Origin of the sequence: Enterococcus sp. DIV2453a, from assembly GCF_050533535.1 — a bacterium.
Classification (GTDB): Bacteria; Bacillota; Bacilli; order Lactobacillales; family Enterococcaceae; genus Enterococcus; species Enterococcus faecalis.
In genome coordinates, this window is record NZ_CP172899.1 from 771,197 (window position 1) to 783,902 (window position 12,706).

Consider the following 12,706-nt stretch of genomic DNA (forward strand, 5'->3'; position numbering starts at 1 on the left):
CATAACGAAACCGATTGCGTAAGGAGTGGCAGGAATGAAAAAAATGTTTAGTTTTGAGTTTTGGCAAAAATTCGGGAAAGCTTTAATGGTCGTTGTGGCAGTAATGCCCGCAGCGGGTTTAATGATTAGTATTGGGAAATCGCTTCCCTTAATCGATCCTAATTTAGGTTTGTTAGTAACAACAGGCGGAGTTCTGGAGAGTATCGGTTGGGCAATTATTGGCAACTTACATTTACTATTTGCGTTAGCAATAGGTGGCAGTTGGGCCAAAGATCGTGCAGGTGGCGCATTTGCAGCGGGGATTTCTTTTGTTTTAATCAATCGTATTACTGGAGCCATTTTTGGTGTAACAAATGAAATGTTGGCAGATGAACAAGCTTTCACGCATACCTTATTTGGCACCAAGATTATGGTGAAGGGATTCTTTACAAGTGTCTTAGAAGCTCCGGCATTAAATATGGGTGTTTTTGTAGGGATTATTGCTGGTTTTGTCGGTGCGATGGCTTACAACAAGTATTACAATTATCGGAAATTACCAGATGCGCTATCATTTTTTAATGGTAAACGGTTTGTCCCATTTGTCGTTATTTTGTGGTCAACAATTGTCTCAATTGTATTAGCACTTATTTGGCCAAATATTCAAGCGGGAATTAATAATTTTGGGTTATGGATTGCGCAATCTCAAGACAGTGCACCTATTTTAGCGCCATTCTTATATGGAACGTTGGAACGTTTGTTATTACCTTTTGGGTTACATCATATGTTGACGATTCCAATCAACTATACACAATTAGGTGGAACGTATGAAATTTTATCTGGCGCACAAGCTGGAACCCAAGTCTTTGGTCAAGATCCTTTATGGTTGGCTTGGGCAACAGACTTAGTGAATCTTAAAGGCGCTGGTGATATGAGCAAGTATCAGTTTGTCTTAGAAAATTGGACACCAGCTCGATTCAAAGTTGGCCAAATGATTGGTTCTTCAGGGATTTTAATGGGGATGGCTTTGGCGATGTATCGTAATGTCGATGCAGATAAAAAAGCTAAATATAAATCAATGTATTTTTCTGCTGCTTTAGCTGTTTTCTTAACTGGTGTGACAGAGCCGCTAGAATTCATGTTTATGTTTGCTGCAGTGCCGCTTTATGTAATTTATGCGGTGATCCAAGGTGCTGCTTTTGCAATGGCTGATATTTTACCATTGCGTGTGCATTCGTTTGGAAATATTGAATTGTTAACAAGAACACCGCTAGCAATAAAAGCTGGTTTAGGTGGCGATTTAATCAATTTTGTTTTAATGGTCATCATTTTTGGTGTTGTCACTTATTTCTTAGCGAATTTCTTAATTAAAAAATTTAATTACGCAACACCTGGAAGAAATGGAAACTATGACAATGATAACGGCGAAGAAATCGCATCTGGTGCGGCTGGTTCAGGCGTCGTCGATCAGCAAATCGCGCAAATTGTCTACTTACTTGGTGGTAAACAAAATATCAAAGAAGTTGATGCGTGTATGACACGCTTACGTGTCAGTGTAAAGGATCGAGAAAAAGTCGGTTCGGAAGAGGCGTGGAAACGGGCAGGCGCAATGGGCTTGATTGTGAAAGATAATGGCGTTCAAGCCGTTTATGGACCAAAAGCCGATGTTTTAAAATCCGATATTGAAGATTTACTAGCTTCCGGCGTTGACATTCCAGAACCAGTTATAGCAGAAAGTACAACAGGAGTGCCAGCAACGAATTTCTTAGGTAAGAAAAAAGATTTCGTGGCTGTGGCGACAGGGGAAGTTATTCCAATGGCGCAAGTCAATGATCCTGTCTTTTCACAAAAAATGATGGGGGATGGATTTGCAGTTAAGCCTCTAGAAGGAGAGGTGGTGGCACCAATTTCGGGGAAAGTCCTAAGTGTTTTCCCAAGCAAACATGCGATTGGGCTACAAACAGAAGAAGGCATCGAAGTACTTGTCCATATGGGGATTGATACAGTTGAAATGGCAACTCCTGCTTTTGAATCTTTTGTTAAAGAAGGACAATCATTGAAAGCTGGGACGAAACTAGCTAAAATGAACTTGGATGTGATTGAACAAGCTGGCAAAGAAACAACGATTATTGTCGCCTTTACAAATAGCGACAAAGTGGAACAAGTAGTTATTAATCAACTAGGAACCACCACTGCGGGGACTGTGATCGGACAGATTGAAATTTAAATGATTAGGTATGAGGTCGGGACAGAACCGTTTAACTCCGAGAAATAAGAAGGAATTTCCGGAAATTGCTTTTTAATTTTTGGATAATTTCGGCTTATTTCCGAAGGAGTTGGTTCTGTTCCCGCCGTTTATCAGGTTTTGCGCGTGAAGCAAAAATCCAAAGTGATTTTTGTCCCACTCACAGACCTAATCACATGTAAGAGAAGGTGAAAAGATGAATCTTTTAACAATCAATACTCATAGCTGGTTAGAAGAAGAACCATTAAAAAAATTAGAGGAGATTGCCAAGGTGATTTTATCTTCTGAAAGTGAAATAATTGCCTTACAAGAAGTGAATCAGAAAGTCGCTTCCAAGAAAGTGCCGTTAGAACAGTTAACTACTTTTTGTCCCGTAGCGACCCAAACACCGGTCCATGAAGATAATTTTGCATATCTAATCGTTCAATATCTAGCTGAAAAAGGCCAACACTATTATTGGAGTTGGGAAATGAGCCACATTGGTTATGCTATTTATGAAGAAGGGAACGCACTACTTTCGAAATGTCCGTTGACTAGTGAAGCTCTCCTTATTTCAGAAAGCCAAGAACCAACGAATTATCGAACAAGAAAAATCTTAGTAGCGGAGACAGAGAGTTCAAAAGGTACGCTTACTGTTGTCTCTGGTCACTTTTCTTGGTGGGAAACACCCTGTACAGGTTTTGCCTATGAATGGCTACAATTAGAGAAATACTTAGCGACGGGGCAACAACCGTTAGTCATTTTAGGCGATTTAAACAACCCAGCTGGTACAGCTGGCTATCAATTAGTGGAAAATAGTTACTTGCCGATTCAAGATGCATTTGTTGTAGCGGAAGAAACAAGCGGTGAAGCGACAGTAGAGAAAAAAATAGATGGCTGGGAAGAAAATGAAGCAGCCTTGCGGATTGACTACGCATTTGTTCCAAAACAGTGGCACGTACGAAAATATGAAGTAATTTTTGATGGTAGGAAAACACCGATAGTCAGTGATCATTTTGGCTTACTCATTCAACTAAAATAAGAAAAAGCGCTGAATTTTCAGCGCTTTTTCTTATTTATTCGCTCATGTAACTATTCTTCTCAGTCTTGTTTGGCTAATTCTTGATCCCGAAGGATGGTGGCCTCAATCCCTTTGATGACTGTTGAAATAAACGCATTGTTTTCTAATTCGACAATCCCAGCAACCGTGGTTCCACCAGGAGAACTGACTTGGTCGATTAAAGTCCAAGGATTCTCTGTGCTATTTGCCAAAGTTTGAGCGCTGCCTAGTACAGCTTGTGTGGCAATTTCTAAGGCTAACTCTTTGTTCATACCATTTTTAACGGCTGCTCGGGCAATCGAATCAATAAATAAGAAAGCATACGCAGGAGTGCTACCTGCAATAGCAGTAAAAATCGAAAAATACTGTTCCTCTAATTCCCAGGCTTGGCCAACTGCTCGAAACAACGATAAAACAGTCTGGATGTCTTCAGGGGATGCAAAAGCGTTGCCACAAACAGCTGCTGCACCTGCGCCAATCAATGCATTCATATTGGGCATCACACGAACGAGACGGAGCGGTTGGGTAGTCTCAAACAGTTGATACAATTCTGCAATAGTCGTACCTGCTGCAATGGAAACAATTAACGGTTGCTTGTCTAAAATTGCTTCTTTCGCTTCAAGTAAAGCTGCTTGAACGAATTGCGGTTTCACCGCTAAAATAACTAAGTCAGCTACTGTAATAGCTTCTTGAGGCGAAGCAACCGCATGTGCACCAATTTCTTGTGCAAAAGCGGCGGTTTTTTTGACTTGAATATCATAAAAATAAAGGTTTTCTGCGGCAATAAATTGCTTTTTTAGCGCACCTTTGGCAATGGCGGATGCCATATTTCCAGCACCGATAAAACTAATTTTCATAAAAAATTCCTCCTAAAAACTGTTGAATCTCTTTTTTCGTGTTACCATGTATCTAGTATAGAAGGAAACGCCAAAGAAAAAAATAGAGGGAGTAAAGTAAAAAGTGTTGTATTATGAGGTGATTAATTGGCAAGCAAAGAAGAACAATATGCAGCATTTTATCAGTTTTTAGAGACCTTAGATTGTTATTTAACCACTACCAATTCTCTTGAGAATGAAGTAGCGCAATTTAAGGAAAATTCGCATCGAGAAATTGCGGGCTTTATGCTGGCATCTTCGGAAACCATTGACGTTCCGAAAGGATTTATTCGGATGCTCTATTGTTTAGAGCAAGATGGCAATGCTTATTTGGATCAACAAAGGTGTTCGTTTTCGGCTGGCCAAGTCATGATTGTCAATGAGGCCACCTCGGTTAGCTATCAGGGGCAAGGGATGTCTATGATTATATTTTATTTTAAAAAGCACTATTTTCTTGATACGCTCTTAAATCAGCTGGCGGAAGAACCAGTCATGTATCGTTTTTTTACAGAAATTGCTAGCAGTGAATTTGAAAACATTCCTCGATATTTCGTTTTTGCCAGCCAGCCAAATTCGGATGTTCACGTCTATTCGCTATTATTACTGAAACAAATTGTGAAAATGGCCTATTTTAATAATAAAGTGACCAAAGCGGCCTTTGTTTTGCTAGTGGTGGAACTAGGTCAACTGCCTAGAGAAGCTTTAAAGATGCAAGATAATTATTTGTCGAATCATCAACGTGTTGAGGTGATTTTAGCGTATATTGAGCAACAGATTGCGCATGTCACTTTAGCAGAAGTCGCCGCTAAATTTCATTTTCATCCGAATTACTTATCGAATTTTTTAAAAGACAAAACAAACAAAACGTTTACGGAAATTGTCTTAGCCTACCGAATCCAATTGGCGAAAAACTACTTGAAGCAAACAGATTTATCGATTCAAACGATTGTTGAACGAATCGGCTATCAAGACAAAGCCTTTTTTTATAAACGTTTTAAAGAAGAAATGGGCATGACCCCAAAACAATATCGACAGAAAGAGGGAATGACAGATGTACGAAGAAGTCTTTGAAGAATTTCAGTTAACTGTAGTAGAATTACCAATCGAATTTGTTGATGATTTGCCTGTCTATCGCGGACACTTAAAAGAATTAACGTTTCTTTCAGCGGAAGCCTCTTCACGAAAAAAACTTTACCAACAGCTTTTACAGGCTTATTTATTGTATAGAGAAGAGAATCAAGCAGTTGTTGAAGAGGAAAAAATAACTTCCTCATTATTGTCTACAGAACAGTTATTAAAATACTATGATGGTGAAACGTTCGATGGGTTTCAGTTGCCATCAAATGAATAAGAAAGCAGGGGAACAGATGGATATAATGGAAAAAATTAATCAATTTCGTGATGAAAGAAATTGGCGCCCCCACCATAATGAAAAAGATTTGGCGCTCTCAATTTGTTTAGAAGCGGCAGAATTGTTAGAACTTTTTCAATGGAAAACAGCAGAAGAAGGCATCAAACAAGAAGAACGAATCAAAGAAGAATTGGCTGATGTTCTCATTTACTCCTACATGATGGCTGATAATTTAGGGTTTGATTTGGACGAAATTATCGAAGAAAAGTTGAAGAAAAATGCGGTGAAATATCCAGTGCCACAACGAGATACAAACAGGACTTCAAAAAAATAAGTTGTGACCGATTTTTTGGAACGGAAACAGTGTTTAGTTTCAAGAAATTGGGATTTATGTTAATTAATACTAGTCGAGCTTTTGAATTGAACTAGTCTCGCTGTCTATCTTGATCCTTAGAGCTAGTAAGTTAAGGCATTTCGAATTTTATCCAGTTATAGCAATTGCTAAGTGAACTAATTTGTATTTATATAGAAACTTTTTCATTGACTTTCACATGGTGTCAAGGTTTATGATAAGAATATCAATTGAATGAAAAGGAGACTCTATGTATCAAATTGGGCAATTTGCCAAGTTAATGGATATTTCCCCACGGATGCTGCGTCATTATGAAAAAGCAGGAATTTTTGTTCCAAATGAAATTGATAAAAAAACAGGATATCGCTATTATAGTGCACATCAAATTCCTTTATTGAAACAAATTTTACTGTTAAGAGATTCAGGGTTTAAAGTTGAAGAGATGGCGGAAACTTTGAGAAAACTTAAGGATGCTTCTTTTTTGGAAACTATTTTGTTAAGAAAACGAGATCAATCGCGACATTTAATTCAAATGGAGGAGCAAAAGATTAAAAAAATTAATCAACAGTTAGTAGCTTTGAAGGAGGAAAAACAAATGATTAAAGGGACAGAAATCGATTTTATTGTTAGTGATAGCCTTAAGGCGCTTGCCTTATATAAAAAGGTGTTTGAAATAGAGGTAGTGGAAGCAACCGAATACCCTATCGGAATGAATGAAGCGGTTTTTCAACTTTATGGCACGAGGTTTCACATGTTAGATGCCAATGAAGAATATGGGTTAAAAGCACCAACCCAAGAACATCCCAATACTATCTGGTTTAATATAACAGTAGAAAATATTGAAGAGACACATCAACTGGCAATGGAAAACGGTTGTCAAGAAGTACAGCCTATTACTGAAATGATGGAAGGAGCGCTCAAAAATTCATTGTTTGTTGATCCGTATGGGTACATGTGGATGCTCCATCAAATCTATCAAGAGTTGAGTTTTGATGAGCGGATTGAGATTTTGGAAAACGAGCTGTAAAAATCACTATTCTTGTGTTTGTTTAACTAGTTATCTGAAAAGAACGTAACGCTTATCAACTAAGCGTTACGTTCTTTTTTTGCGTGTTAACAGAAGTTTAGTTAAAAAGATAAAGATTTGAACGTCTATATTCGGTATACTAACTATTAAGAAAATAAATTTTTAATACAAAAAAATTTATTTAGCTCTGTGGAAAATCAGAGCTAGAATATTCGGTAGGAGTGGAAGGGAGAAAAAATCAGTGTATGGGAAAAATAAAGTAGGGATAAAATTACAAATGAGCGTGGGGGAGTATCGAAAAACAAAAGTAAAAAGTATTATAATGAAGAATTTAGTTTATCTAGCTGTTCTTTTAATAGGGATCTATTTGGGAATGAGTTTCTTAAAACGATTTGAAAGGACTTATTCAGCTCCAACAGACGATGTCGTAGTAAAAATTAATCAAAATCATCTTTTTGTTTCAGATAATGCACAAATTTTGAACGAAGAAGTCATTAATAATGTACAAAAAATTAATCAAGAACTTAGTAAGACGGAAACGAAACCACAACTAATGGTTATCACAGTTGAGCAAGTTCCTGAAAACGAAACGATTGAAAGCTTTACTAATCAAATAGGTAATAAATTAGGTATCGGAAATAAACTTTATAATAATGGAGTGATTTACTTAGTATCTGTCAAAGACAGGCAAGCAAGACTTGAAGTAGGCTATGGGCTTGAAGAGATAATCCCAGATAGTTTAACCGATGAAATAACAGATAGTACCGTGAAAGATTTTTATAAATTAAAGGATTTTAATGCAGGAATACATATTGTCACCACTCGGATTAAGGAACTACTTACTACTGATACTATGTCTAAAACGACCTCGCTACCTAAGATTAGTTTTTTGCAGAAAATTTGGTTATATTTATTAGGAATAGGAAGGTCGTTAAAGCCTTGGCTAATTATAGTTTTTATTATTGTTATGTTGTATTTTTTATGGGAATTACGTAATGCGGGGAAAGAACTTAGTGCCCGCTTGGCTCTAGTTGACATGGCAAATCGCTATAAGGAAGATGTAGCTATGTTTTATAATGGCGGTATTTCCTCTAAGGCAATTGTTTTAGGAGAACAATCAGTTGAATTTAAAGCTGCCAAGGCGCGTTTGGAGAAAAATATTTTATATCCTGAAAATTCGAAAAAAGAGATAATAATTCCCGCATACTATGATATGGATTTTGCATTTGGCGAGGTGACACCAAAGAAATTTATTTATAATTATGTTGCACAGTGGAAAGATTTAAGAAGCTCTTCTATGTGTGCTTGTTTTTGGAAGGTGAATCAACCATGGATCTACTTACCGCGTTTTTGGATAGGTGAAGTGTATTGGGAAAAAGTTCCAGAAACGAAACTGCCTGCGTGTCGGATTAGTGGAATTAATGATAACTTAATACCTGCTTACCTAAAAATTATTTTGTTTCCTCTTTCGATTTTATTAAAACATCCTTTTTTGGTATCGGTGACTCTGATTATTTATGTTCAAGTTAGTTTATCAGAGCAGTCGTTTCCTTCGACAGTTTTCACACTAATCACAGAGATTCTGACATTTTTAGAAGACGAAGACTCTTTAGTACCCATGGTTAGTCTGGTCTATTTTTTGATTCCGGTCTTTTTTTTATTTGGTTATATAAAATCAATAGGTGTTGGCTTACAAAATAGATTGCACCTGGATTCTATGATCCGTAGGTTTTTAAAAGATATCCAGCAAGTAAGTTCAGAAAAATCAAAATCATTAAAACAATTAGCAAACGATTTAGACAACCAGCACTATAAAATTGAAAAAAAATTATTGCGGAAAAAAATTAGAGAGAAAAAGATTACCAACAAAAAAGCTTCAAACTCCTTCTATCCGATAAGATTTATTAAAACTACGTATCCTGAATACTATGATATGCGTTTTGCTTATGGAAATGTGTCTATTGCTAAATTTCTAGCAAGTTCACGTTCTGACAGGCAACTAAAAAAGACCAGTATGTATGTGAATCGTCATGATTGGTGGGTTACAAGCAACGAGGGTTCTTCTGATGATGGCTCCGGTGACAGTTTCGGAGGTGGTAGTTTTGGCGGAGGTGGAGGTACTTCAAGTTGGTAGAAAGTTAAACTAGTTTAGGATGAACTTGGGATAACAAAAGCGCCTCTTAGAAACAAGGGTTTCTAAGAGGCGCTTTTGTTATCGTTACGTCACAGGAGGGATTCGAACCCCCGACCGTCCGCTTAGAAGGCGGATGCTCTATCCTGCTGAGCTACTATGACAATAGTTGTAACACAACAAAGCTAATTATAATGGAAGTAGTGTTAGAAAGTCAATCGGAAATTTAAATAACAGAAGAAGTTTTTTTGGAGAGAGAAAGTGAAGAAAATAGAGAGTTTATATTGACGAGGTTTTCTGGTTCTGTTATTATAGTTAGTGTTGTAATTGTGGTCTCCACAGCTACAACCGCACAGAACAAGTTTTTAAGCATGAGCAATCATCACTTGGGATGGCGAGTCTAAGTCTAGAAGAAGGAGGTGCTGTATAGCATGTACGCAATTATCAAAACTGGTGGTAAACAAGTGAAAGTTGAAGTAGGTCAAGCAATCTACGTTGAAAAATTAAACGTTGAGGCTGGCGAGAAAGTTGTTTTTGACGAAGTTATCTTAGTAGGTGGCGAATCTACAAAAGTTGGTGCGCCAACTGTTGCAGGCGCAACTGTTGAAGGAACTGTTGAAAAACACGGCAAACAAAAGAAAGTCGTGACTTTCCAATACAAACCTAAAAAACACTCTCACCGTAAACAAGGTCACCGTCAACCATATACAAAAGTTATGATCGAAGCAATCAACGCTTAATCTCTCTTGTTGACAGGAAAGAAGGCCTATCAATGATTAAAGGTTCTTTTAAACGAACAGGCTCCGGCCGAATCGTTTCATTCGAATTAACCGGGCATGCTGAAGCGGGTCCTTATGGTAGCGATGTGGTTTGCGCGGCAGTTTCTGCCTTAGCAATCAGCACAGTCAATGGGATTGATGCCTTAGCAGGTTTTGAACCGATTGTGGAAGTTGACGATGTAGAAGGTGGCTACCTTTATGTCGAGATGTTAACAACTGTCAATCAGGAACAAAAAAATATTGCCCAAATTCTATTAGAAAATCTTTTATTAGGTTTACAATCAATAGAGAACGAAAATACTGAATTTATTCAAATAAAAACAATCACTGAGAAATAGGAGGTGCAGACTATGTTATTGACTATGAATTTACAATTATTTGCCCATAAAAAAGGTGGCGGTTCTACATCAAACGGCCGTGACTCTGAATCTAAACGATTAGGCGCTAAAAGTGCTGATGGCCAAACAGTTACAGGTGGTTCAATTTTATACCGTCAACGCGGAACTAAAATTTATCCAGGTGTGAACGTTGGAATCGGTGGCGACGATACGTTATTTGCAAAAGTTGACGGTGTGGTACGTTTCGAACGTAAAGGCCGCGACAAAAAACAAGTATCAGTTTATCCAGTAGCCAACTAGTGTAATAGCTCAAGCCTTTGTTTATCAAAGGTTTGGGCTTTTTTTGTTGGTTTGAAAAATATTTGACCATACTTTTGACCATACTAGTTAAAAGCCGATGTATTTTGATAGTTTTTCGGTAGTTTTTTCTTTTCCATCATTTGTTAGATGTGTATAAGTATCTAAAGTTGTTTTTATGTTTGCATGTCCTAATCGTTCCTGAACTTCTTTATGATCTGCACCAGCATAGTATAATAAAGATGCATGCGTGTGTCTAAATCCGTGAAGCCCAATGTTTGGTAAGTTAGCCTTTTTACGATAAATATTGTATCTATCTGTAATAGCTTGATTTATTGTAAATTCATTTTCTTCATTGGTGAAAATACGTGAGGGTTGTGTATAACCAAGTTTAAGAAGATATTTTTTTTGCTCTAATTTCCATTTTTTTAAGATAGTTATTGTTTTTGCATCTAATATTAGTGTTCTGTTTGATTTTTTTGTTTTTGGAGTATTTGATACATAATAATGGTCAGATTTAGCAATTGTTTTGTTGATTTGTAGTTCACCAGTTTTAATGTTTAAATCGTCCCAAGTAAGAGCTAACAACTCCCCTATCCTACATCCACTAAAAGCTAATAATCTGAATAATGTATAATCTCTTATTGTAATGTAGGTACTTTCACTTTGTTCAATACTTTTTAAAAATATTTGAAGTTGATCTTTTGTATAGAATTTAATTTTCTTTTCTGATGTAATAATATCTTGATTTTTAGGAACTATTACATTAATCACTGGGTTTTGATTGGTAACCCCTATGTTAATAGCGAATTTGAAGACTTGATTCATATAATTTATAAAAAGGGGATATTGTTTTGAACTACCTTTTGAATGCCATGTATTCACGATTTTCTGACAATAAGCAGTTGAAATTTTTGATATTTCAATTTTTCCAAATGAAGGTAGTATGTGTTTTCTGAAGATTATTTCTGTTCGAGAGTAGCTACTTTCTTTTACGGTATTTTTATAATTTTCTAGCCACATAAATGCTACTTCTTGGAATGTTATATTAGTGGAAGAGGGAATGCCATTTTTTTGAATTTCCATTTCTAACCTTGCTAATGCAATTTTAGCCTCTTTTTGAGTGCGAAATCCTCTCTTAGTTGTATACTTCTTTTTTCCAGTTAGCGGATCGGTACCAAGATATGTTTTGAAGTACCATGCTTTTTCACCATTCTTTTTTTTATATTGTTTTATCATTGCCATAAAATTCTCCTTTCGAACATACGTTCTTTTGTATTTTAAAAGAAAAGCCAGAAGGCTAATCTTGATTAATTATTTAAATTATTTACTAATTCATTTCCTGAAACTAATAAATAAATAAGGGTTGCTCCAGAATTTTCCTCACCATCCCATTCGTAAATAGCTTTTATTCTGCCGTAATTGACATCATTACAGGTTACTATCCATCTATTTTTATTATTAATATAATTTAAAGCGACATTCCATGTATCTTTTCCTCGATATTTTAGAGTGTATCCTCTATCTTCACAATCAAGTTGGGTATAAGATATGAGAGTTTGTTCCTGTTTTTCAGTAATAGAAGATACTTCTTTTTCTTGGTTATCATATATTGAGTTAGTCTGATATGTTTCTTCCAAAATAACTGATGACGAGGTTTCTTGATTATTCTCAATTGACGAGCTTTGTCTGTCAGTCTCATATTCGTTTGAGGAATCACATGCCGCTAATACTAAACAAGATAGTAGCATTGAGAAAATAATATTTCTTTTTTTCATAAAACTAAAACTCCTTATTTAATAATAAAATTATTCATGTACTAGTAATAACTATAGTAGCTATTATAGTCTGCTGTTTCTTTCAAATAATCCCAATCAACATAGCGTTCAGCCCATTCAGGAACACCACAACTTTTTAATAAACATTCTCGTGTAGGGTATTCTGCTAGATTAATTCCATGCAGCAACAACTCAACCATAAAAACGTTTGCCTCATATTCGACACCATAGATAGTGAAATTTCTTCCTTGTCTAGTTAAGGTTTGCGTATTAGTGTCATGCCCACAACAATGATGTCCTAGTTCATGGCAACAAGTTTCAAAATTTTCTTGGTCTGTGTTATTGCAATTTAAAATAATAATAGGAATTCGTAAAATATGTGAACGATACCCCATAAATTCCTTACCAAGATCATCATAATCTATATGGATTCCTAAATAGTTTGCTAACTCATAAGGATTTTTTGTATTGAATTTTTTCACATATTTATTTACCATTTTTCTAATATCATTTCTAAA

Annotated in this window: 14 protein-coding genes, 1 tRNA gene, 1 pseudogene and 1 other annotated feature; of the genes and pseudogenes, 11 read left to right on the top strand and 5 right to left on the bottom strand. The window is 36.2% G+C overall.

What is annotated here, in order from left to right:
- Positions 1-34: 34 nt before the first annotated feature.
- Together IGK03_RS03800 and mapP are read left to right on the top strand one after the other, a co-directional pair.
- Complete coding sequence (locus tag IGK03_RS03800) at positions 35-2,203, top strand: PTS transporter subunit IIBC (protein ID WP_016617468.1); 2,169 nt, start codon at positions 35-37, stop codon at positions 2,201-2,203.
- Between the two features lie 214 nt (positions 2,204-2,417).
- A complete protein-coding gene (mapP, locus tag IGK03_RS03805) occupies positions 2,418-3,242 on the top strand; it encodes a maltose 6'-phosphate phosphatase (protein ID WP_033624871.1) in 825 nt (274 codons plus the stop codon).
- 59 nt (positions 3,243-3,301) lie between these two features.
- Here mapP and proC read toward each other — a convergent pair whose 3' ends face one another.
- On the bottom strand, positions 3,302-4,117 hold the full coding sequence (gene proC, locus IGK03_RS03810; RefSeq protein ID WP_033624872.1) for a pyrroline-5-carboxylate reductase: 816 nt from the start codon (positions 4,115-4,117) through the stop codon (positions 3,302-3,304).
- A 126-nt stretch (positions 4,118-4,243) separates the two neighbouring features.
- Between proC and IGK03_RS03815 the strand changes: the two genes are divergently transcribed.
- The 6 genes and pseudogenes from IGK03_RS03815 to IGK03_RS03840 all read left to right on the top strand — a co-directional run bounded on the left by IGK03_RS03815 (position 4,244) and on the right by IGK03_RS03840 (position 8,999).
- A complete protein-coding gene (locus IGK03_RS03815) occupies positions 4,244-5,206 on the top strand; it encodes a helix-turn-helix domain-containing protein (protein WP_033624873.1) in 963 nt (320 codons plus the stop codon).
- The gene (locus tag IGK03_RS03820) at positions 5,187-5,486 is read left to right on the top strand and encodes a hypothetical protein (RefSeq protein ID WP_010816380.1); all 300 of its coding nucleotides are present in this window, start codon (positions 5,187-5,189) and stop codon (positions 5,484-5,486) included. Before IGK03_RS03815 ends, IGK03_RS03820 begins: the two co-directional genes overlap by 20 nt.
- Positions 5,479-5,820, top strand: a complete 342-nt coding sequence (locus IGK03_RS03825) for a nucleotide pyrophosphohydrolase (RefSeq protein ID WP_033624874.1) — start codon at positions 5,479-5,481, stop codon at positions 5,818-5,820. Before IGK03_RS03820 ends, IGK03_RS03825 begins: the two co-directional genes overlap by 8 nt.
- 268 nt (positions 5,821-6,088) lie before the next feature.
- A pseudogene (locus tag IGK03_RS03830) lies at positions 6,089-6,289 on the top strand (MerR family transcriptional regulator); the annotation flags it as partial.
- Between the two features lie 144 nt (positions 6,290-6,433).
- Positions 6,434-6,865, top strand: a complete 432-nt coding sequence (locus IGK03_RS03835; RefSeq protein ID WP_025187508.1) for a VOC family protein — start codon at positions 6,434-6,436, stop codon at positions 6,863-6,865.
- Between the two features lie 241 nt (positions 6,866-7,106).
- A complete protein-coding gene (locus tag IGK03_RS03840) occupies positions 7,107-8,999 on the top strand; it encodes a TPM domain-containing protein (protein ID WP_002419353.1) in 1,893 nt (630 codons plus the stop codon).
- A gap of 87 nt (positions 9,000-9,086) precedes the next feature.
- Here the strand turns inward: IGK03_RS03840 and IGK03_RS03845 are convergent.
- Positions 9,087-9,160 (bottom strand) — tRNA-Arg (locus tag IGK03_RS03845).
- 172 nt (positions 9,161-9,332) lie between these two features.
- Positions 9,333-9,408 (top strand) — a sequence feature (ribosomal protein L21 leader region).
- A 19-nt stretch (positions 9,409-9,427) separates the two neighbouring features.
- On the opposite strand from IGK03_RS03845, the gene rplU reads away from it, so the two are divergent.
- From rplU to rpmA, 3 genes are read left to right on the top strand one after another with little or no spacing between them, the layout of a single operon-like run.
- Positions 9,428-9,736: a 50S ribosomal protein L21 gene (gene rplU / locus IGK03_RS03850; RefSeq protein WP_002355866.1), complete on the top strand. Its 309-nt coding sequence runs from the start codon at positions 9,428-9,430 to the stop codon at positions 9,734-9,736.
- A 32-nt stretch (positions 9,737-9,768) separates the two neighbouring features.
- Positions 9,769-10,113, top strand: coding sequence for a ribosomal-processing cysteine protease Prp (locus tag IGK03_RS03855; protein ID WP_002355867.1), 345 nt, complete (start codon positions 9,769-9,771; stop codon positions 10,111-10,113).
- A gap of 12 nt (positions 10,114-10,125) precedes the next feature.
- Entirely contained in the window at positions 10,126-10,413 is a 288-nt protein-coding gene (gene rpmA, locus IGK03_RS03860; protein ID WP_002355868.1) for a 50S ribosomal protein L27, read from the top strand.
- Positions 10,414-10,500: 87 nt separating this feature from the next.
- Here the strand turns inward: rpmA and IGK03_RS03865 are convergent, their stop codons facing one another.
- The 3 genes from IGK03_RS03865 to IGK03_RS03875 all read right to left on the bottom strand — a co-directional run bounded on the left by IGK03_RS03865 (position 10,501) and on the right by IGK03_RS03875 (position 12,685).
- Entirely contained in the window at positions 10,501-11,655 is a 1,155-nt protein-coding gene (locus IGK03_RS03865; RefSeq protein ID WP_002390381.1) for a site-specific integrase, read from the bottom strand.
- 65 nt (positions 11,656-11,720) lie between these two features.
- Positions 11,721-12,188 carry a hypothetical protein gene (locus IGK03_RS03870; protein WP_002366325.1) on the bottom strand — a complete coding sequence of 156 codons (468 nt, stop codon included), beginning with the start codon at positions 12,186-12,188 and terminating at the stop codon, positions 11,721-11,723.
- Positions 12,189-12,229: 41 nt separating this feature from the next.
- Positions 12,230-12,685: an ImmA/IrrE family metallo-endopeptidase gene (locus tag IGK03_RS03875; protein ID WP_002364671.1), complete on the bottom strand. Its 456-nt coding sequence runs from the start codon at positions 12,683-12,685 to the stop codon at positions 12,230-12,232.
- Positions 12,686-12,706: the final 21 nt, after the last annotated feature.

Excerpts from the sequence above, each read along its gene's own strand:
- IGK03_RS03800 (WP_016617468.1), top strand. The coding sequence starts at position 35 with ATGAAAAAAATGTTTAGTTTTGAGTTTTGGCAAAAATTCGGGAAAGCT.
- mapP (WP_033624871.1), top strand. The coding sequence starts at position 2,418 with ATGAATCTTTTAACAATCAATACTCATAGCTGGTTAGAAGAAGAACCA.
- proC (WP_033624872.1), bottom strand. The coding sequence starts at position 4,117 with ATGAAAATTAGTTTTATCGGTGCTGGAAATATGGCATCCGCCATTGCC.
- IGK03_RS03820 (WP_010816380.1), top strand. The coding sequence starts at position 5,187 with ATGTACGAAGAAGTCTTTGAAGAATTTCAGTTAACTGTAGTAGAATTA.
- IGK03_RS03825 (WP_033624874.1), top strand. The coding sequence starts at position 5,479 with ATGAATAAGAAAGCAGGGGAACAGATGGATATAATGGAAAAAATTAAT.
- IGK03_RS03835 (WP_025187508.1), top strand. The coding sequence starts at position 6,434 with ATGATTAAAGGGACAGAAATCGATTTTATTGTTAGTGATAGCCTTAAG.
- rplU (WP_002355866.1), top strand. The coding sequence starts at position 9,428 with ATGTACGCAATTATCAAAACTGGTGGTAAACAAGTGAAAGTTGAAGTA.
- IGK03_RS03855 (WP_002355867.1), top strand. The coding sequence starts at position 9,769 with ATGATTAAAGGTTCTTTTAAACGAACAGGCTCCGGCCGAATCGTTTCA.
- rpmA (WP_002355868.1), top strand. The coding sequence starts at position 10,126 with ATGTTATTGACTATGAATTTACAATTATTTGCCCATAAAAAAGGTGGC.
- IGK03_RS03865 (WP_002390381.1), bottom strand. The coding sequence starts at position 11,655 with ATGGCAATGATAAAACAATATAAAAAAAAGAATGGTGAAAAAGCATGG.
- IGK03_RS03870 (WP_002366325.1), bottom strand. The coding sequence starts at position 12,188 with ATGAAAAAAAGAAATATTATTTTCTCAATGCTACTATCTTGTTTAGTA.
- IGK03_RS03875 (WP_002364671.1), bottom strand. The coding sequence starts at position 12,685 with ATGGTAAATAAATATGTGAAAAAATTCAATACAAAAAATCCTTATGAG.